This window comes from Streptomyces sp. NPDC019531, assembly GCF_044903305.1.
Lineage (GTDB): Bacteria > Actinomycetota > Actinomycetes > Streptomycetales > Streptomycetaceae > Streptomyces.
Window position 1 is genome coordinate 1 of record NZ_JBJDQL010000017.1, and the last position, 19147, is coordinate 19147.

A 19147-nucleotide genomic window follows, 5' to 3' on the forward strand; every position below is an offset into this window, starting at 1 on the left:
CGAGGCCGAGGCTTCTTCTTCCCCATGCTCTCCATGATGGACATCCTCCCGGGGCAGAACCCCTGATCTCGGATGTCCGTCAAAGCGGATCAAGCCCACTACATCAACAGGACGGGCTGACATGCGATCTCCACACAGGAGAAAGGGGCCCCTCACGTGAACTCGCCCAACTCACCCGACTCGCTCACCCGGTCCGTCGCCGAGAGCATCGCACGACGTATCGCCGACCAGACGAGACCGGCAAGGTCACTGGCATCAGTCGTCAATCTGATCGAGAACGACGAGACCGAAGAGGCCCTGGACGATCTAGCGCACGTGATCGAGTACTTCCGCATCTCCATCCACCGCACTGAGTACGACCAACTCGTCGCAGCAGCAGAGCAGTTGGATGCGATGGACTCGCTCACCAACCTGAACGTGGAGCAGTTCGTGACCGAGCAAACCTGATCCGGGTATCCACTCGCAGAACAGGGGGCTCGGCCGAACATTCGGCCGAGCCCCCTTTCACGACCTCGAGCAACGAACCCGCACACAGACCCCGGTCGAGATCCAACGAACCCGGACTACCCGTCCGACTGAGTGACAGGCCAACCGAACAGCCAGAGAAGCAACGTCCTTCGAGACAGCCGACGCGACAACCTCCGCGCAAGGGCCGGAGCACCAACTCGGGCGCCTCAGGCGACATACGCCACGAGCCGGCCCACACCTCTATTCGCGCAAGCCAAGCACGCGTCGTGGCACTTCGGCGCCGCTGGGTGTTTTTGACCCTCGCATCAGGTTTCCAGAGTCGGATGTCCCATACTCGTTTTCCCCTCCCCGTGACGGCTGCTCCGGGGACATGAACCCATACGCGCGACGCCGTATGGCCACACGTCACTTCGCTCGCTCTACCGTGGCGGTTCCGCCTGCCGTGAGTCGAGTGGAGCCCAGGTTGTGAAGTATGCGCTGACGGAGCCGCAGGTCGCGTTGCTCCACGAGATCGCGGCCGCCTCCGGTTCCGTACCTATCCAACCCGCCCGGATCCAGACCTCCTGGGCACTGGAACAACGTGGGCTGGTCAAAAGGACCTGGCGCGGCAGCAGACACACCGCCGTGGTCACTGCGGAGGGCCGCTACTACCTCAAGCACGGCAGGCATCCTCGGCAGGTGGAGGCCGAGAAGGAACGCTTGAAGGGCGATGCCGCACAAGCCGCCCGTGCGCCGGCCGATGGAGCCGAGTTGATCGCCCGACTGCAGGCGGCTCAAGCGAAGATCACGGTTCCTGATCCTGCCACGAAGACCCGGGGTCGGTGGCGGTCGGCGTACTACGACGCACTCCACCACGGACACGTGCCGGAGGGGCACAAGCTGCGGTGGAACGGCCGTCAGCGCGGCGACTGTGTCTTCATCCTGGTCGACGAAGAGACCGAGAAGGCCACCCAGCCTCGTCCGGTGCCGACCATCGACGTACCGGAGACCCTGGATCGACCTCATCGTCTCGTTCGTGCCACGCGCAAGGCGCTCGGCCGGGCCCAGCGCGTGATCGACACCCGGGGCAAGCCGGAAGTCATCCCGCTGCACCTGTCACGTCCACTCGCCGACCGGGCCCTACTGATCATGCACGCGCTGTTGACTGAGGCCGAGATGCGCGCCTACTCAGTGGAGGCCCAAACCGAGCTGAAGGAAGGCGAAGCCGTCCACACGGTGGCGATCGTGATCCGGGGCCGGGCCTTTCCGCTCGTACTTACCGAGCAGACGGCCAAGGTCCCGCACGAACCGACCCCGCAGGAACTCCGCCAGCAGGGGCGCAACCCCTGGACGTGCATCCCCAAGTACGACGAGGAGTTCAACGGACGCCTCGCCCTCGGTGCGCCGACCGGAACGTGGTACGAACATTCGTACTCCTACAGCGACGGTGCGCGGTGGACTCTGGAGTCGCGGTTGGGACATCTGCTGCAGGATCTCGAACGTATCGCGGAGGAAGCCGAACGCCGGGAGCGGGAGCAGGAACTGCGCGAGGCCGAGCAGCGGCGCCGCTGGTACGCGGCCGTCGCGCAGGCCCGCGAGACACAGATCGAGCAGCACCGGGCGACGATTCTGGCCGGGCAGATTCGGGACTGGCAGAAAGCTGCCGAGATCCGCGCCTTCTGTCAGGCCGCCCGTGCCCGAGCCGACGACACACCGGTTCCGAAGGACGAGACGGACTGGCTGGAGTGGGCCGAGGCGTACGCGACACAACTCGACCCGCTCCAGGGCCCCTTGCGTACTCCGCCGGATCCCCCGGCCGGGCGAAAGGTGCTGTGTGAGCTGGCGAAGGTAGACGCCTACACCTACCCGTGGCCGTTCGACACCGCCCGACGCGAGTAATAGTCAATAGTTGTGGATCACTTCACTTCTTGGTTGTCCTCCGCGCCGGTGTCCTCCAGTTGTCGGCGTAGGCGCCTGACTTCGGCGACGAGGCGGGGGATGTTGTCGCGGGCAGCGGCGATGAAGTGCGCGTTCTCGTCCCAGCGCTCATCGGCGGCGTCGACGTAGCGGGGCTGCTGGATGAGGGTTGCGGCCACGATCTCGCGATGGTCGAAGCCCGGCCACCGCTCACCGAGGCCGGTGTCGGGCAGGGTGCTCACGGCGACGAGGCTCATGGCGTCGACGTCGTCGAGGCTTCGGACGAACCACGGGCCTGGGGTCGCGGCCCGCGCGAGTTCGTCGAGCTCGTCCAGCTCCTCGTCAGTGGGCGGTTCCGGGGTGGTCATCAGGCCGCCAGCTCCTTTCGCTCCACGAGCTGGCCACGTTCGAAGCGTGCTCCCGTGCGGAGCAGGGGCACCAGGTGGGCTCCGGTGATCGCGCGCCAGCGGGCCTGTGCGGACTCGACGAGCTTGAACACCATGGCGAGGGCCGCGGCCGGGCTGCCGGCGCCGCGGGTGACTTTGGTGCGGAGCTTGACCGTGGAAAACGTGGACTCGATCGGGTTCGTGGTCCGCAGGTGGATCCAGTGCTCGGCCGGGAAGTCGTAGAACGCCAGCAACTCCTCGGCGTCGTCGGTGATCTTCGCGACTGCCTTGGGCCACTTGGCGCCGTAGGTCTTGGCGAACGCCTCGATCGCCTTCTCGGCGTGCGCGCGGTCCCCGGCGTTGCAGATCTCCTGCATCGCCTTCGCCGCGCCCGGCTGCGCGGACTTCGGAAGGGCGTTCGTGACATTGCGGGCCTTGTGAACCCAGACCGTTGATGCCTGGCGGCGGGGAACACTGCGGCCAGTGCCTTCCACAGGCCCATCGCGCCGTCGCCGACCACCAGCTCCGGGTCGCGCATGCCGCGGCGGCAGCAGTCGCGCAGCAGGTCGGCCCATGACTCGGTGGACTCCCGCAGTCCCTCGGCCAGCGCGATCAGCTCCTTGGTGCCGTCAAGGCGGACGCCCAGCAGGACCAGTACGCACGAGTGCGACTGCCCGAGCCGGACCTTGAGGCGGACGCCATCGGCCACGTAGACGGAGTCGCGGTCGGACAGGTCGCGGTTCTGGAAAGCGGCGTGGTCATCGGCCCACTGTTTCGTCAGCCGCGTCACGGTCGCCGCCGACAGCCCGGCAGCTGAGCCCAGGAACTGCTCCAGCGCGGGCACGAAGTCCCCGGAGGAGAGCCCGTGCAGGTAGAGCAGCGGCAGGACCTCGGAGACCTTCGGGGACTTGCGGCACCATGGCGGCAGGATCTTGGAGGAGAACCGTCGCCGCTCGCCGCTCTCCTCGTCGATGCGGCGGTCGTTCACCCGCGGGACCTTCACCTCGATCGAGCCGGCCGCGGTGACCACGCTCCGGGGCCGGTGGTGGCCGTTGCGGACCACAAGGCGCCGTCCCCGCTCGTCGGTCTCGGCAGCCAACTCGGATATGTACTGGTTGACTTCCGCTTCCAGCGCGGCGGCCGACATCCGACGGGCGCCCTCGCGGACGATCTCGTCGATCAAGGAGCCGTCTCGCGTCGAGGCGTCGTCATTCACTACGGTGAGCACGGGCGTGCCTTCCCGACGGGCGCTGCGAACGCCGGCCTACTCGGTGACCATCACAGGATCATTCGGGAAGGTACGCCCTCCGTGTGCCTCCCGGAACCGATCCACAAGTCCTGAGCATTGCTCACCGACGGCCGCTGGAGGCTTCCCGATGACCGACCAACCGACCGGCCCCCATAGCCCGGACCCTGCCCTGACTGCCCGCAAACATCTTCGCCCTGTCCACGAAGGACAGGGCGAAGAATCGTTTATGCGGTGATGGTGAGCGGAGTTTCCATGCGTTGCCAGGCTCCGAGGACGGCCTTGTGGGCGTCCGGCTGGAGGTGGGCGTAGCGCTGGGTGGTCTGGAAGCTCTCGTGGCCGAGGAGGTGCTGGACCTCGTAGAGCGAGACTCCCTTCTGAACCAGCCACGAGGCGCAGGTGTGGCGCATGGAGTGCGGCGGGTAGTGCGGGACGAGCTGCAGTTCACCGTCGTCGCCGAAGTGGTAGGCGGCCTCGACGGCGGGCCACCAGGTCTGCCGGCGCCAGTTACTGTCGGCGAGCAGGCGCCCGGAGCGGCCCTTGGTGATGGTGGTGAACACCACCGCGTCGCGGTCGAGCCGGTGGATGTGGCGTTCGAGGGCCTCCAGGACATGGGGCGGGAGCGGGACCTCCCGGCGGCTCTTGGAACTCTTGGGGTACTCCTTGATGCCGCTCTTGGTGTTGACCTCCACCACGAACAGGCGCGAGCGCCGTGTGTCGATGCGGTGGCGGTGCAGGCCGGAGAGCTCTCCCCAGCGCAGTCCGGTGTAGAAGCCGAGCAGGCACATCGTCCGCCAGGCGGGGGCGAGTCCGTCGAGGATGCTCTGGGCCTGGTCGGGCGTGAACCACTGTGGTGGTTTGACCGCGATGGGCGGCAGGTCGATGCTGCGGCAGGGGCTCACCGCGATCACGTCGTCGTCGACCGCCGCGCGCATGATGGACGACGTCAGGTTGTAGGCCCGCTTGATTGCGGCAGGGCCTGCGCCCTTCTCAACCAGGGAGCGGATCCAGCTCTGGACGTCCATGCGGGTGATGGCCCGCATCTCCCAGTCCGCCCAGTAGGGCATGACGTGGTTCTTGATGCTCGACGCGTCGCCCCGCAGGGTGTGGGGTTCGACGATGCGGGCGTTCCACCACCGGTCGTGCCACTCCCGGAACGTGATTTCACCGGCCCGCGGGTCGCGCATGCCTCCGCGAGTGAACTGGGTCTCCAGCTCGATGCCCCAGGCCCGCGCCTGGGCCTTGAGGGGGAAGGACTCGCTGAACCGGTCTCCTGCCCGGTTGCGTACGGTCGCCTGCCACTTGCCGGACTTCAATTTGCGCAGGTACGCGGTACTACTCCTTCGTTCGGGAACGGTGAGGGCCGGACAGGCGGCGAAAGATCACCGGCGGGCGCGCGGGGAGGCGACCAGCCTGCTGGCGATGAACTCCTCCAGCCCGGCAGCGGGGACACGGACACGGGAGCGTTCCGTCCCGGTGCGCAGATCGACGACGGGGAGGTCTCCGGCGGCGATGAAGCGGTAGACGGTGCGGCGGTCGACGTCCAGCGCGGCGGCGACAGCGGGGATGGACAGCAAGCGGGCAGGCATGGGCGAGTCCTCGGGAACAGGGGTGGGATGGCCAAGCCGGCGAATTGATTCAGCGCCCAGCGGTCCAGGGCGAAGGTCAACCAGCCCTGTCAGGGCAGTGGGACCACATCGCCGAGAGATTGAGTCACGTGACACGGTGGTCGCAGCGAGGCATGGACCGCCGACGTTCGGGATTCGTGTGGCGGGAGGGCCCGCGCTCGGACCGTGAGTCCGAGCGCGGGACGGAACTTACCGCTCTGGAGTGTCCGGAAGGCGCAGGATCTCTTCGAGGTGATCCCAGTCAATCTCTACGTCTTCCAGCCGGAAGCGGTGCGGGTAACGCAGAGCAATCCAACTCGCGCTCACACCAGCCCACTTGGCGACGCCCCACGCAGGAACGCCCGCCTTGAGCCAGGCGTCCAGACAGGAGTCACGCAGGCTGGAGACCTGCTCCCCCGCGCCCGCTTGGACCTCGTCCGGACTCAACACCGCCTGGCGAGCCCGCCTCCACACCCTCCGGTACTCGGAGGACGCCAACGGCCCGCCCCGCTCACCGGGGAACAACAGATCACCCGTCTTCAGGTCCGCGCTATCGATCCAGCGCCTCAGCACACCCACGAGTTCCGGCGTGAGAGGGACCCTTCGGCCCTCGCCGGAGCGGACCAGCACTTCCCCGAACTCCCCGTCCGGGAGCGTCACGTCGTGCACCCGAACCGAGGCAGCCTCGCCTGGCGACAGCGCGGTACCCGCCATGGAGGCAAGGAAGGGAAACACGGCTCCCGGAGATTCCTCCTGGATCCATTCCAGAAGAGCGCGGACGTGGTCCACGGAGAGCAAGGACGATTCATCTATCGCGGGCTGCGACAAGCTACTTGGCTCCTCATACGAGACAGCGGGACGCGTCGGCGTCCCCTGGTCATTCAATGGTCCGAAGAAGCGCCGGTTTGGCCAACCGGCGATCGTCGGCTATGTTGCGCGCGCGACGCACCACTCACGGATCGGCTGATGCATAGAGAGCAGGTGTCAGATCGTCCGGATTTCCGAGACCGCTCTAGGTTTGCTTCCTTCGCCGAGTTAATCCAGTCCGTACGGGACTCAATGTGTCTGCCGTCGGCGAATCGGCACGAACCCACCCAGGGCTGGGCATCGGAAGCCGAGGGAACACGAGAACAGAGCAGGCGCCTTCTAAGCGCTTGGCCGCAGGTTCCCAGGATCACGAAGGCTTTCGCCCGTACGGTCTTCATCGCCTCGGTCAGGGTCGGCGCGGCAGCGGCCAGGACGTCGATCACCTCACATATGTATCGGTACACGGTCGCGACGCCGATGCCGAACCCGGCGGCGAGCCGCGCGTAGGTGTCCTTGCACGGCAGGTGGGCGAGGACGAGCAGGGCCTGACGGCCGACAGGCAGCCGTCGCCACCGGGTCCCGATCTCGGGCATGCACCCGTGTGGCCAGGAAGCGCAGGGTGCGGCTGGACAGATCGATCGACGATGGGTAGACAAGCACGCGAAGCTCCTGGCGGACACGGGTGATCTTGGTCGAGCCCGAACTGGCCATCACACACAACCTCGTTCGCGCCTTCGGCGGGCGCCAGCGGGCCAGTACCTGACCGGCCCCTCAGAAGAGGCTCGAGTTCCGCACGCGGACGCTGAACCCGTCCCGGACTGACCGGCGACCCCGATGCCGTCACCGCCGGGCTCGCGCTCCGCTGTGGTTCCGGCGGCACGGAGGGCGCCGCCAACAGCATCAAAAGGGCCAAAGGGGGTATGCCGTCAAGTCGAGTTCGTTCTACTCAGGAAGATGAGCCTGGTGAGTGGCCCTGACGGTGGGCTTGCGGAAAATTGCCGAGCCGCAGGCCAGCGGCTTCTGTCTCAGCGCCAGGAACGCCCCTCCCTGACTTCGGGAACGCGCGGGGCATCACAGCACGTCAATGCGTTGCAGGCGGGTGACGTCAGGGGCAGAGCCAACGCGTCCATTACATCCCCGCTTTGCCACCGACCCCGCCACAGCTCCACTCCCGGCTATTCAGCGGTACGGGATGCGCCAAGGTGTTCACGACAGAAGACCTCATCTGACCGTCATTTCAATACCGGTATAGTAATTGGCATGATCAAGCTGAAGACCGGGGCGTCGATCGACGCCATGCAGGAGGCCGGGCAGGTCGTCGCCCGTGCCCTCGCCGCCGTTCAGAAGGCGGCCGACGTGGGCGTGTCCCTGTTGGAGCTGGATGAGGTGGCACACGACGTGCTGCGGGCGGCGGGCGCGAGTTCGCCCTTCCTCGGTTACCGGCCCTCGTTCGCCCCCACCCCTTTCCCCGCCGTCATCTGCGCGTCCGTCAACGACGTGATCGTGCACGGGATTCCGGACGGCTACCGGCTGCGCGACGGGGATCTCCTGTCCGTCGACTTCGGCGCCCGGCTCGGCGGCTGGGTGGGCGACTCGGCGATCAGCCTGACCGTGGGGACCGCGCGAGCGTCCGACGTCCGGCTGATCGAGACGGCCGAGCGCGCCCTGGCGGCAGGCATCGGGGCGGCCCTCGTCGGCAACCGCGTCGGCGATATCTCGCACGCCGTCGGCACGGTGTGCCGCGCCGCGGGATACGGCATCCCGGACGGTCTCACCGGGCACGGCGTCGGCCGTCAGATGCACGAGGAGCCGTCCGTGCCCAACGAGGGTCAGCCTGGCCGCGGGCCCCTGCTGCGGCACGGCATGGTCATCGCGATCGAGCCGATGCTCGTAGCCGGCGGCACCGACGGATTCCGCGACGACCCCGACGGCTGGACTCTCCGGACGAACGACGGCTCCCGCGCGGCCCACACCGAGCACACCGTGGCGATCACGAACGCGGGCCCGCGCGTCCTGACGGCCCGCCGCGAGCACACGACGGCGGGCCAGGGGCAGGTCCGGGCAGACCGCCCCTGATCCGAAGCCGCAAGGGACCTCGCCCGGTGGAGTGGCGGCCGGTCTCAGGACCGCGGAAGGCCCGTTCCCGGCCTCACGCCCCGGCCGGCTCAGCGCCATAGGCCCAGCGCCCCCGGCTCACCGCCGTCGGCTTGGACACGAAACCCAGGTGACCTCGGACGCCACCGGGCTCCGCCATGTCGCCTCGCTCAGTTCCGTCACGTCCAGCGCGTCGCCCGTGTCGAGGGTGTACTCGGTGCCGTCGACGCGGACGACGACGGCGCCGGTGACGACGTAGAGGAAGAGGCCGCGGTCCTTCAGGTCGACGGGGCAGGTTCCCTCGTCGCCCGCGGCGGCGGAGACGATGGACGCTCGCAGGGTGAGCAGCGGGTGGGAGACCTCGGCGGCCGACGACGGCTGGCGGGGTATGGCAGACAGGCGGATCGTCTCCTGGCCCTCATCCGCGACGACTGTGCGGATGCTGACGCCGAGCGCCTCGGTGATCGCGGCGAGGGTGTGCAAGGAGGGGTGGTTGACGCCCTTCTCGACCGCGGAGAGATAGGAGACCGAGACTCCGCAGGACCGGGAGAGGGCGGCGAGGGTCAGGCCGCGGTCCTGGCGCAGCCCGCGCAGCCGACTGCCGACGCGGGAAGCCAGCGCGTCCTCGTCGAAGGCGGTGTCCTCGGCGCTCACAGGACCGCCGGGGTCACGACCCACAGAATCTCCGCGGGTTCCTCCGAGGTCACCTTGAGCTGGTGCTCGGGGTGGGAGGAATAGTGAAGGGTGTCGCCGACGCCGAGCCGGTGCACCGCGGTGCCGATGCGCATCTCGATCTCGCCCTTGAGTACGAGCGCGAGCCGCTCCCCGAAGTGGGAGACGGACATGGTCGAGTCCGACGGCGTGATGTGGTCGACCAGGCCGGTGAAGGCCGGGTCGGCGGAGCGTGCGGACAGCACGGTGTAGACGCTGCTGCTGTTCCTGCCGACCCTCAGGTTCTTCAGCTGGGCGGCGCGGTGTATGTGCACGTTGGTGCGTTCCGTGGCGGGGAAGAACGCCGACATGTCCGTGCCCAGCACGGCGGCGAGGGCTGCGAGGGAGCTGAGGCTCGGTGTGGTGACACCGTTCTCCACGTTGGCGAGGTAGCCGGCGGTGAGGTTGGCCTTGTCGGCGAGTTCGGCCAGCGTAAGGCTCCGCGCGCGGCGCAGCCGACGGAGCCTGCCGCCCAGCTCGACGATCTCGTCCACGCCCCACCTCTCAGCCGGTTCCCAGGGCGTCACCCACTCCTGGACAGCCCGAAGCGGTGCTGCGACGCACGCTGATCACATCCATCATAGGCACGCCCTCGTGCGCACCCCCTCCGGCCTCTGCGAATCCAGGCCACCCCGTCCGGTGCTGGTCAGATCCGCCAGTCACCTCGGTCGAGGACGGTCACCGCCGCGCCGTCGGATGTCAGCCCCTCCACCGTCATCTCCGCCGACCCGATCATGAAGTCGACGTGGATCGCGGAGGTGTTGACGCGCGCATGGTCGCCCGGGTCCGCGACCGGGGCAAGGTAGCCCCAGCCGAAGGCGAGGTGGGTGGCCGCGTTCTCGTCCAGGAGGGTCTCGTGGAAGACCGTGCCGAGCGGCCCGATGCGGCCAAGGCCGTCCACCAGGGCGAGTTCGCCCAGTCGCGCGGCACCGGGATCGCGGGAGGTGTAGCCCTTGAGGACGTCCGCGCCACGGTCGGCCTCGATCGATACGGCCCGGCCGCCCTCGAAGCGGATGCGCATGCCGTCCACCGTGGCACCGGCCAGAGTCAGTGGGCGTGAGGAGGTCACCATGCCGTCGACGCGTTCCGGGTCGGGCGTGGTCAGCAGTTCCTCGGTGGGCAGGTTGGCGAGGTGGCCGACGCCATCGCGGTTGGTCATGGCGGTGGTCAGCCAGCGCGAGCTGGGCAGCAGGCCGACGGTGAGGTCGGTGCCGGGGCCGCGCAGCCGGATCGCGTCGAAGCGCCGTTCGGTCAGCCGGTCACCGACCCCGGCGAGCGTGGTCATGCGCTCGCGCCAGGCTACCGCGGGGTCGGGCTCGTCGAGGCGGCAGACATGGGAGAGCTCGTCGACGAGCCGGACCAGAGCCTCCTCGGGCGGCAGCTCGGGGTGGGCCACGGCGGCCCAGCCGGGCGAGGGGTGCGGGACGAGGGTCCAGTTGATGCTGCGGTCGTTGATCACGGTCCGGCGCTCGGGCAGCATCGGCAGCATGTCGCGGCCCGCGAGCGTCGGGTCAAGACCGTCGAGCGCGCCGGGCCGGGTCGGGCCGGTGATGCGCACCGTCGCGGCTCCCGCCTCGCCCTGGGCGAGGACGGAGTTCGGCAACCACGGCGGAACGAAGGTGAGGGTGTCGGGTTCGGCGTGCTGCACACGGACCCGCTTGAGCAGCGGGTCGAACACGCTCACGTCGACGAAGCGGGCCCCGCGGTCGTAGGCGGCCCGGGCTATCTCGCGGGCGAGCGGCAGATGGTCCGGTTCGGCGGACACGACCACGATCTGGCCGGGCTGAACGTTGGCTCCCACGGTCACGGCGAGTTCGGCCATGCCCCGTGTGAAGTCCTCCATGATCCCCATGAGAGGGACTGTACGCCGGAATTCCTGTATGGAAAAGTATTGTTATGGCAGACAGGAATTACCGCCCCGTCCTCGGCATGCCCTCCAACCCCGCCATCACACCCGACTCCCGCGCCCGTCACGGCAGGACGCCCCTCGTGGCGGCCTCCATCGGCAACTTCGTGGAGTGGTACGACTACTCGGTCTACGGCACCCTCGCGGTCGTCCTGGCCACGCTCTTCTTCCCCGGACAGAGCGCGACCGCAGCGCTCCTGCTGACCTTCGCCGGATACGCGGTCGCCTCGGTGCTGCGGCCCGCCGGCGCGCTGCTGTTCGGCGCGCTCGGGGACCGCCTCGGCCGCCGCTCCGCGCTGTCCGCGGTGGTCCTGCTCATGTCGGTCTCCACCGCGGCCGTCGGGCTGCTGCCGACCTACGCCGACATCGGCGTCTGGGCCCCGGTCCTGCTGTTCACCTGCCGCGCCCTGCAAGGGCTCTCGGCGGGCGGCGAGTACGGCGGTTCCGCTTCCTTCCTGGCCGAGTACGCGCCCCCGGGCCGAAGGGCCCTCTACACCAGCTGGCAGACCTTCACGATCCTGCTGTCGTTCCTCGTCGGCGCGCTGCTCGGCGCCCTGCTCACCCGTGGCCTCGGCCAGGACGCTCTGCTGTCCTGGGCGTGGCGCATCCCGTTCCTCGTGGCCCTGCCGCTCGGCGTGGTGGGCCTCTACCTGCGGCTGCGGCTCCAGGACACCCCGGCGTTCGCCGCGCTCCACGACCGGCAGGAGGTGTCCCGCAGCCCGCTGAGGGAGACCGCCCGCGAGCACCGCGGCGCCCTCGCCCGGGTCTGGGGGCTGGCGTTCTTCGGCACTGCGGCGACCTTCGTGTTCCTCACCTACTCCACGACCTATGCCGTCGTGACGCTGAAGTCGTCCCTCGACACGGCGCTCACCGGCCTGAGCATCGGGCTGGCCGTCGGGCTGGTGCTGTGCCCGTTCGTCGGGATCGCCGCCGACCGCTGGGGACGGCGCCCGGTGATGATCGGCTCCACCGCCCTGGTGCTGGTGCTCACCTACCCGGCGTTCCTGCTCATGGGGAAGGGCTCCGCACCGGCGATCGCCGCCGGGTTCGTCCTGTTCACCGTGCTGATCACGCTGTACACCGGGGCCGCGCCCGCGGTGCTGACGGAGGCGTTTCCGACCCGGGTCCGCTACTCCGGGCTGTCGATGGGGTACAGCGTCGCCGGGTCGCTGACCGGGCTGGCCACACCGTTCGTCCTGGAGTGGCTGATCGGCCACACCGGTACGGCGATCGGCCCGAGCCTGTGGATCTTCGCCACCGGCGCGGTCGGTCTGGTGGCCGCGTTGCGGCTGCCGGAGACGCGGGGAATGGAACTGCCCTGACGGCGGGTGGCGGCGACCGGCTCCCCACCCGGCCGCCGCCACTGCTACTCGGTGAACGCCCATGACATTCCGCCGCCCCGGGAGAGGTTGACCACCGCGGATGCCGCGGTGCCCCGCACCAGCAGGCCCGCGGTCTCGTCGCCGTAGAGGTACATGCCGAGGACGAGGTGGAAGGGGGCCGTCGAGCCGTCCGTCAGGGGCAGGTCCAGGGGCGGGGCCGGTATCCGGCGCTGGGCGATCCAGGTGGTCGCGTCCCGAGTGAGCAGCTCGCGCAGCTGCTCGGGCGGGTGCCGGTCGCCGAGGAGGACGCCCTCACCGCCGTAGGAGTAGCTGCGTTTGAAGACCAGGCGGTCCTTGTCGCCCACCGCCGCGTCGAGACCTTCCGGGGTGAGGACCGCGGTGTGCGGGACGTACCGGTCGACGGCCGCCGCCTCCTGCCCGGTGAGCAGGTGACGGTGGGCCGGGTCGCACAGCAGGGCCAGCCATCGCCGGTGCATCTTCAGTTCGGCCTCGAACATGCAGGCGACGGTGGCGCCGCTGTCCCGCACCGCGACGAGGAACTCCCCCCGGTCGGTGGTGTCCTGAAAGGTGAAGAGCCGGTGGATCAGGGTGCGGGCGGCCTCGTCCGGCTTCAACCAGCGCTCGGGATAGGTGAGTTCGGTGTGGTAGGCGAGTTCGATGTCGGGCGCGAGGAGCCGGACGTACCGCTGCAGCATCAGGTGTTCGCCGAACTCCTGGCGCCGGTGCTCGGTGGTGTCGAGGACGACGACGCGGGTGAGCCCCGCACGCCGGCACTCCGCCACGTACTGGAGGGCGAGCCCGCGGAACGGCGAGACGCCGGCGACCGGGCGGCCGAGGATCTCGGCGTAGGTGCGCGCGCTGTGGTGGCCCTCCCCCGCGCCCACGCCGGAGAAGTGGTTGAGTTCGCAGAACCAGTAGCCATCCGCGCCCGGGACGATGTCGGCGCGCAGCATCCGCAGCCCCGAGGCGGGCAGGGTCGGCCAGTCGAGGTGCTGGGCCATGTCCGGCGGTACGTCGAACATGGCCACGAGTTCCTCGGCGCTGCGGGTGGCGCAGAGGTGGGCCAGCACCTTGTCCTGGGCGTCGGCCAACAGGCGGGTGGCCGACGCCAGTTCGGCGTGGGTCGGTGCGTCGACGCGGAAGTGGCAGGGCAGCGTGCGGTACTTCATGCCCAGGTCGGCCAGGAGCCGGTCGGCGGCCGCCACGGCGAGCGCGTGCCGCCGGGGGCCAGGGGTGGTGCGCTGGTCGGCGACGAAGGCGCGGTTGAGTTCTGCGAACACGGTGGGATCACCCGTCTGTCGTTCTGGCCGCCCCTCGCGTCCCCAGCCGGCGCAGCAGATAACCGGCCAGGAGGGTGAGCGCGAGCAGGAGGAGAATCACGAAGGCGACGCCGAGCACGTCGTGCAGCGCCGGCAGCCTCGCCTCGGCCGCCGTGTGCTGCGCGTCGGTGTGGTACGCCTGCCGGATCGCCAGGAACGCCGCGCACAGCGCCGCCCCGACCGAACCGCCCAGGCTGCGCGCCATGTTGAACAGCAGCGACCCGGACGAGGCCTGGCTCGCGCCGAGCGCGCGGGTGGCCATCAGCCCCAGCGCGGCGAGCAGCAGCCCGGCCCCCACCGAACGGGCCATCAGCGCCAGCACGATCACGGCGTACGGCGGTGTGCCACCGGCCAGGAACGGCAGCAGCGCTGCGGCGGAGAACACGCCGGCGCCCGTGGCGGTGAGGAGGAAGGTGTCGGCCCTCCGCAGCAGGACGGGCAGGCCCAGCGCGATCACGAGCTGGACCGTGCCGCCGTAGAGCGAGACGGTGCCGATCTCGCCGGTGGAGAAGCCCAGGGTGGTCAGGTACAGGGGGATCAGTACGAGGCTGGAGTAGACCGCGCCGCCGGCCACGACGTTGAACACACAGCTGGCCAGGAAGGGCCGCAGCCGCAGCAGCCGCAGGTCGACGAGCGGGTTGCGGCTGCGCAGTTCCGACCACGCGAACAGCGCGAAGGCCACCACCGCCGTGCCCACCCCGACGCTCACCACCGCCGAGGAGAACCAGCCCCGGTCCTGGCCGGTGTCCAGGGTGTACTGAGTGCAGAACAGACCCACCACCACCGCCACGACGCTCACCGCGTTGAACCGGCGGCCGAGCGACGACTCGTCCGGCCGCATGGCCCGCAACGCCGGCAGGGCCAGCCACAGCGCGAGCGCGCCCGCCGGCGCGGCCACGCAGTACAGGGCCCGCCAGCTGATCCACTCCCCCAGAGTGATGCACAGGATCGGGGCGAGGACGTAGGAGCCGGTGACCGTGATGGAGAACGTGGAGATGGCCTTCGGGTGCTCGTCCAGGGGCAGCAGGACGACGATCGCGTAGTAGGCGAACGGCATGATCGCCCCGCTGGCCGCGCCCTGCACGAGCCGTGCCACGAGCAGGCTCTCGAAGTTCCAGGCGCTCGCCGAGAGCAGGGCCCCGGCCACGAACAGGCAGACCAGCAGGACGAGATACGGCCGCGGACGCATCGCCCGGGTCAGATAGGCGCTCAGCGAGAGGGTGATGAGCTCGGCGGTCGCGTACGCCGTGATGACGAGTGAGCCCTTGCCGAGCGAGGCGTGGACGCCCTCCTGGATGCTGCCCAGTGCGGTGCTCGTCATGGACAGGTCCAGGACGGTCATGGCGGCGGCGAGGATGCAGCCGAGGACACCGCGCCATCGCAGCGGGGAGAGCTCCGGGCGGACGACCGGTCCCTGCGACGCGTGCGCGTCGTGAGGGGAGGGACGGGACGACGCCGTCATGGGCCTTCCTTCGGGTCGAGGGGTTTGCGCCCCCACGTGTAGACGGTGATCGAGCGGATGTCGGTGAACCCGGGGTCCGCGCACAGGTCGGTGACCTCGTCGACCTCGGCGGGGGTGAGCAGGCCGGCCCCGACCAAGTAGGCGCCCTCCTGCCGGATGTTGGCGGCGGCGAGGGCACCGTAGGGGCCCTGGTCGCCGAGGAGGTTGATCCGGGAGAGGACGTCGATGTCCCGCAGCCCGGCCCGCGCGAGCCGGGCCGGGACGGTGGTCGCCCACCGGGTCATATCGGAGCCCTGTGCCGTCCAGCCCGCTTCGAGGGCGCCGAAGAAGCGGCGGATCGGCGCATGGGCCGAGAAGTCGGACGGCACGCACATGACGTCGCCGAGGACGAGCCATCCGCCGGGCTTGAGCCACCGTACGGCCCGGGCGAGGAGTTCCTCGCGTTCCGGCAGGTGACAAAAGGTCAGGCGGGAGTGGACCAGGTCGAAGGTGCCGGGTGCGAAGTCGAGGGCGCGGATGTCGCCGGTGCGCCATTCGAGGTGGGCGCGTTCCGTGTCGCCGAGGTACCGGGTGTCGATGTCGACGGCGGTGACAAAGCCGTCGGGGCACCGGTCGGCGATCCAGCGGGCCACCGACCCGGCGCCTGCGCCGATCTCCAGGCACCGCCAGTCGGGGCCGAGACCGACGGCCTCCAGCGCGGTACGGGTGTCGGGGTCGCCCCACTCCTGGAGCAGCCGCAGCCGCTCCCGCTCCTCGGGGGTGTCCTTGCTCAGCGCGCCCGAGGCGTAGTCGGTCGACAGTGTCGTGTCGCGGCTCATGAGACCGTTTCTGTGGTGGGGGATGACGGCGGGCGACGGTGGCGCTGCCCGAGTGCGGTTTCCAGCGCGGACGCGACACGCAGCACGGTCGTCTCGTCGAAGGCCCGGCCGACGATCTGGAGGCCGATGGGCAGGCCGTTCGCGGCGAAGCCGATCGGCAGGGAGAGCGCCGGATGGCCGGTGACGCTGAACGGGATCGTCTGCATGTCGTTGGCGAGCCCGGGCGGCGGCCAGTCCTCGGGGAAGTCGCTCCAGCGGGCGGCAGTGGTCTGTCCGCACACCGTGACCAGGACGTCGTGCTCGGCGAAGACGGTCTCGTCGAGCCGCCGCCGCAGTCGGCGCCGCATCTCGCGGGCGCGCAGCAGATCGGCCGCCGCGACCCCGGCGCCCGGCATCACCCGCTGGTAGGTGTAGCGCCCGAAGTCCCGCGGCCGACGGCGGAGTTCGTCCTCGTGGGCCGCGAAGGCCTCCGCCGCGAAGATCAGCCGGCCGCACGCGTTGAACAGGTCGTACGGCGGTGGCGTCACCTCCTCGACCTGTGCGCCGAGGCCGTCGAGCGCGTCGAGCGCCTGCTTGATGCCACCGGTGATGTCGGGCAGCGTCAGCGGGTCGTCGGCGTACCAGCCGGGCGAGTGGGCCACCCGCAGACCGGCGACCTCGCCGGTCAGCTCCCCGCTGTAGTCCGGGACCCGGCCCTCGGCGGTGCGCGGGTCGGCCGGGTCGTGGCCCGCGATCACCTGGAGCGCGGCGGCCGCGTCGGCGACCGTCCAGGTCAGCGGACCGAAGTGGTCCAGGGTGTGGGAGAGCGTGCGAGCGCCGTGCCCCGACACCAGTCCGTACGTCGGCTTCAGCCCGACCGCGCCGCAGTGGAACGCCGGGCCCCGCGTGGACCCGCTGGTGTCGGAGCCCACGGTGACGCGCAGCAGTCCGGCGGCGACCGCCGCGCCCGAGCCCGACGAGGAGCCGCTGGGCACGTGGTCCGCGCTCCAGGGGTTGCGGGCGGGCGGGTACGGCAGGTCGAAGCTCGGGCCGCCGACCGCGAACTCGAACGTGGTCAGCTTGCCGAGACCGACCGCGCCCCCGGCCCGCAGCCGCCGTTCGACGGTGCTGTCCGCCGAGGCCACCGTGCTCGCGCACAGCCGGGAGGCGTTCGTGGTGGGCACGCCCGCCACGTCGAAGATGTCCTTCAGCGCGTACGGGATGCCGTGCATGGGTCCCCGGTCGAAGCCCGCCCTCAGATCCCGGTCGGCCGCCGCGGCCCGCTCCAGCGCAGACTCCTCCGTGACCAGGATGAAGGCGTGCAGCGCCGGGTCGAGCCGGGTGATCCGGTCCAAGGCGTTCCGGGTGAGCTCGGTCGACGTGAGCTCACCGGAGCGCAACAGGGCCCCGGCCGCCGGCACGGAGAGCTCGTGCGGTGCGTCGGTCACGCGGCCTCTCCCCCTTCTCCGCCGTGCCCGGTGTCCGCCTCGCGCAGCAGCTCGGCCATGGCCCGAAGGCCCTGATAGCCGCGCAGCACACCGCCCTTGAGGTCGGCGGGCACCTCGATGCCGAGTCGTGCGGTGCACATGTCGAACTCGGCTTCCGTGGCATCAGCCGGCATCGGCGCCCGGCTCCCTCGGACCCGCCTCGCGCTGGGCGGCGAGCCAGGACTCGACCGCGTAGGACTCGGTGGGCAGCGCCTCGGTCAGCAGCCGGTGGCCGGTCGCGGTCACCAGGACGTCGTCCTCGATGCGTACGCCGATGCCGCGCAGTTCCTCGGGCACCAGCTCGTCGTTCGGCTGGAGGTACAGGCCCGGCTCCATCGTCAGCACGTGGTTCTCGCGCAGGACACCACCGGCGTAGTGCTCGGGGCGGGCGTGGCCGCAGTCGTGCACGTCGAGGCCGAGCATGTGGCCGAAGCCGTGCAGGGTCCAGCGGCGGTAGGCCATCGTCTCCGGGTCGAGCACCTCGTCGACGCTGCCCTTGAGGATGCCGAGGCCGCGCAGCCCCTCGGCCAGTACCCGGGTGCAGGTCCGCTGGATCTCCGCGAACGCGACCCCCGGGGCGAGCGCGGCGAGACCCGCGGTGCGGGAGGCGTGCACGATGTCGTACACGGCGCGCTGTGCCGGGGTGAACGTGCCGGAGACCGGCAGGACCCGGGTGACGTCCGCGGTGTAGCCCCGGTTGTTCTCGATGCCCATGTCGAGGAGCAGGACCTGGCCGGGCGCGATGCCGCCGTCGTTGCGGTCCCAGTGCAGGATCGTGGAGCGGGGGCCGCCGGCCACGATGGAGTTGTAGCCGACGCTGTTGCCGTCGACGCGGGCCCGCCAGGCGAAGACGCCCTCGACGAAGCGCTCGGCGGTCGGCGCGTCCGGGCGCAGCCTTCGGGCCACGTCCTCGAAACCGCGGATCGTGGCGTCCACCGCGTCCTGGAGCTGGGCGATCTCCCACTCGTCCTTCTCCAGCCGCAGCTCCGACAGCACGCTCGCGAGCAGCGCGTCCCGCTCGGTGTTGTCGGCCGTCACCGGGAACACTCCCGGTTCCAGACCGCCGTCGAGCCCGGCGTCGTAGCCGCGCAGCACGCGCAGCCTCGGGGACGAGGTCAACGAGGCCAGCACGGCGGGCAGTTCGTCCAGGGAGTGGGTCTCGATCTCCAGGACGGTCGCCTTCTCCTCCGGCGAGAAGCGCCGGCCGTGCCAGATCTCGCCGTCCATCCGGTCCAGGTACTGGGCGCCGGAGGCGATGTCGGAGCGGGGGCGGGCGTAGAGGACGGCGTCGTGGCCGGTGGCCGTCGGGTGCAGGACCAGTACGCCGTCGGGCTCCATGTCCCCGGTCAGCCACAGGAAGTCGCTGCCCGCCCGGAAGGGGTGGGGGGCGCCGAAGGTGCGGGAGTGGATGGTGCCGGTGGGGATGACGAGGGTGTCGCCCGGGAACGCCGCCGAGAGCTGGGCCCTGCGCCGGGCCAGGTGTTTCACCTGCGGGACAGGGGTGAGGTCGACCTCCTCGGTGCGCCAGCCGGTCGTCATGAGGTCGAGGAACGGCTGGGGGATCGCCCGGTCGTGGCTGCCCGAGCGCTCTTCCCGTCCGATGTTGGTCAAGGTGGTG

17 protein-coding genes and 2 pseudogenes are annotated in these 19147 nt (G+C 70.0%); 4 read left to right on the forward strand and 15 right to left on the reverse strand.

All coding sequences use genetic code 11. The features are described 5' to 3' along the window. Positions 1-156: 156 nt before the first annotated feature. Both ACI2L1_RS20815 and ACI2L1_RS20820 read left to right on the forward strand, forming a co-directional pair. Complete coding sequence (locus ACI2L1_RS20815; RefSeq protein ID WP_404740815.1) at positions 157-447, forward strand: hypothetical protein; 291 nt, start codon at positions 157-159, stop codon at positions 445-447. Between the two features lie 486 nt (positions 448-933). After that, complete coding sequence (locus ACI2L1_RS20820) at positions 934-2346, forward strand: hypothetical protein (RefSeq protein WP_404740816.1); 1413 nt, start codon at positions 934-936, stop codon at positions 2344-2346. A gap of 17 nt (positions 2347-2363) precedes the next feature. Here the strand turns inward: ACI2L1_RS20820 and ACI2L1_RS20825 are convergent, their stop codons facing one another. The 6 genes and pseudogenes from ACI2L1_RS20825 to ACI2L1_RS20850 all read right to left on the reverse strand — a co-directional run. Then, on the reverse strand, positions 2364-2732 hold the full coding sequence (locus ACI2L1_RS20825; protein WP_404740817.1) for a hypothetical protein: 369 nt from the start codon (positions 2730-2732) through the stop codon (positions 2364-2366). Beyond that, positions 2732-3978, reverse strand: a pseudogene (locus ACI2L1_RS20830) (IS256 family transposase). The gene ACI2L1_RS20825 and the pseudogene ACI2L1_RS20830 overlap by 1 nt, the downstream one beginning before the upstream one ends. A gap of 245 nt (positions 3979-4223) precedes the next feature. After that, positions 4224-5312, reverse strand: a complete 1089-nt coding sequence (locus tag ACI2L1_RS20835; protein WP_404740818.1) for a tyrosine-type recombinase/integrase — start codon at positions 5310-5312, stop codon at positions 4224-4226. A gap of 66 nt (positions 5313-5378) precedes the next feature. Further along, positions 5379-5585 (reverse strand): helix-turn-helix domain-containing protein, encoded by a 207-nt coding sequence (locus ACI2L1_RS20840; RefSeq protein WP_389983356.1) that lies wholly within the window; start codon positions 5583-5585, stop codon positions 5379-5381. A 228-nt stretch (positions 5586-5813) separates the two neighbouring features. Further along, a complete protein-coding gene (locus ACI2L1_RS20845) occupies positions 5814-6317 on the reverse strand; it encodes a tyrosine-type recombinase/integrase (RefSeq protein ID WP_404740819.1) in 504 nt (167 codons plus the stop codon). Between the two features lie 455 nt (positions 6318-6772). After that, positions 6773-7070: pseudogene (locus tag ACI2L1_RS20850) on the reverse strand (transposase family protein); the annotation flags it as partial. A gap of 600 nt (positions 7071-7670) precedes the next feature. Here ACI2L1_RS20850 and map point away from each other — a divergent pair. Further along, the gene (gene map, locus ACI2L1_RS20855) at positions 7671-8486 is read left to right on the forward strand and encodes a type I methionyl aminopeptidase (protein WP_404740820.1); all 816 of its coding nucleotides are present in this window, start codon (positions 7671-7673) and stop codon (positions 8484-8486) included. 117 nt (positions 8487-8603) lie between these two features. On the opposite strand, the gene ACI2L1_RS20860 is transcribed toward map, so the two are convergent. The 3 genes from ACI2L1_RS20860 to ACI2L1_RS20870 form a co-directional block, all read right to left on the reverse strand. Further along, on the reverse strand, positions 8604-9158 hold the full coding sequence (locus ACI2L1_RS20860; RefSeq protein ID WP_404740821.1) for a helix-turn-helix domain-containing protein: 555 nt from the start codon (positions 9156-9158) through the stop codon (positions 8604-8606). Further along, positions 9155-9709 carry a cupin domain-containing protein gene (locus ACI2L1_RS20865; protein ID WP_404740822.1) on the reverse strand — a complete coding sequence of 185 codons (555 nt, stop codon included), beginning with the start codon at positions 9707-9709 and terminating at the stop codon, positions 9155-9157. The genes ACI2L1_RS20860 and ACI2L1_RS20865 overlap by 4 nt, the downstream gene beginning before the upstream one ends. A gap of 152 nt (positions 9710-9861) precedes the next feature. Then, the gene (locus ACI2L1_RS20870) at positions 9862-11067 is read right to left on the reverse strand and encodes an aminopeptidase (protein WP_404740823.1); all 1206 of its coding nucleotides are present in this window, start codon (positions 11065-11067) and stop codon (positions 9862-9864) included. A gap of 44 nt (positions 11068-11111) precedes the next feature. On the opposite strand from ACI2L1_RS20870, the gene ACI2L1_RS20875 reads away from it, so the two are divergent. Next, positions 11112-12443 (forward strand): MFS transporter, encoded by a 1332-nt coding sequence (locus ACI2L1_RS20875; protein WP_404740824.1) that lies wholly within the window; start codon positions 11112-11114, stop codon positions 12441-12443. A 44-nt stretch (positions 12444-12487) separates the two neighbouring features. Here ACI2L1_RS20875 and ACI2L1_RS20880 read toward each other — a convergent pair whose 3' ends face one another. From ACI2L1_RS20880 to ACI2L1_RS20905, 6 genes are read right to left on the reverse strand one after another with little or no spacing between them, the layout of a single operon-like run. Then, positions 12488-13744: a hypothetical protein gene (locus ACI2L1_RS20880; protein ID WP_404740825.1), complete on the reverse strand. Its 1257-nt coding sequence runs from the start codon at positions 13742-13744 to the stop codon at positions 12488-12490. Between the two features lie 7 nt (positions 13745-13751). After that, on the reverse strand, positions 13752-15245 hold the full coding sequence (locus tag ACI2L1_RS20885; RefSeq protein ID WP_404740826.1) for an MFS transporter: 1494 nt from the start codon (positions 15243-15245) through the stop codon (positions 13752-13754). Beyond that, positions 15242-16063, reverse strand: coding sequence for a methyltransferase domain-containing protein (locus ACI2L1_RS20890; protein WP_404740827.1), 822 nt, complete (start codon positions 16061-16063; stop codon positions 15242-15244). The genes ACI2L1_RS20885 and ACI2L1_RS20890 overlap by 4 nt, the downstream gene beginning before the upstream one ends. Beyond that, positions 16060-17490: an amidase gene (locus ACI2L1_RS20895; protein ID WP_404740828.1), complete on the reverse strand. Its 1431-nt coding sequence runs from the start codon at positions 17488-17490 to the stop codon at positions 16060-16062. Before ACI2L1_RS20895 ends, ACI2L1_RS20890 begins: the two co-directional genes overlap by 4 nt. Then, positions 17487-17663, reverse strand: coding sequence for a hypothetical protein (locus ACI2L1_RS20900; RefSeq protein WP_404740829.1), 177 nt, complete (start codon positions 17661-17663; stop codon positions 17487-17489). Before ACI2L1_RS20900 ends, ACI2L1_RS20895 begins: the two co-directional genes overlap by 4 nt. After that, the gene (locus ACI2L1_RS20905) at positions 17653-19140 is read right to left on the reverse strand and encodes an aminopeptidase P family protein (RefSeq protein WP_404740830.1); all 1488 of its coding nucleotides are present in this window, start codon (positions 19138-19140) and stop codon (positions 17653-17655) included. Before ACI2L1_RS20905 ends, ACI2L1_RS20900 begins: the two co-directional genes overlap by 11 nt. Positions 19141-19147: the final 7 nt, after the last annotated feature.

Coding starts and splice junctions, on each gene's coding strand:
- ACI2L1_RS20870 (WP_404740823.1), bottom strand. CDS start 11,067: ATGGGGATCATGGAGGACTTCACACGGGGCATGGCCGAACTCGCCGTG.
- ACI2L1_RS20875 (WP_404740824.1), top strand. CDS start 11,112: ATGGCAGACAGGAATTACCGCCCCGTCCTCGGCATGCCCTCCAACCCC.
- ACI2L1_RS20885 (WP_404740826.1), bottom strand. CDS start 15,245: ATGACGGCGTCGTCCCGTCCCTCCCCTCACGACGCGCACGCGTCGCAG.
- ACI2L1_RS20825 (WP_404740817.1), bottom strand. CDS start 2,732: ATGACCACCCCGGAACCGCCCACTGACGAGGAGCTGGACGAGCTCGAC.
- map (WP_404740820.1), top strand. CDS start 7,671: ATGATCAAGCTGAAGACCGGGGCGTCGATCGACGCCATGCAGGAGGCC.
- ACI2L1_RS20845 (WP_404740819.1), bottom strand. CDS start 6,317: ATGGCGGGTACCGCGCTGTCGCCAGGCGAGGCTGCCTCGGTTCGGGTG.
- ACI2L1_RS20890 (WP_404740827.1), bottom strand. CDS start 16,063: ATGAGCCGCGACACGACACTGTCGACCGACTACGCCTCGGGCGCGCTG.
- ACI2L1_RS20840 (WP_389983356.1), bottom strand. CDS start 5,585: ATGCCTGCCCGCTTGCTGTCCATCCCCGCTGTCGCCGCCGCGCTGGAC.
- ACI2L1_RS20900 (WP_404740829.1), bottom strand. CDS start 17,663: ATGCCGGCTGATGCCACGGAAGCCGAGTTCGACATGTGCACCGCACGA.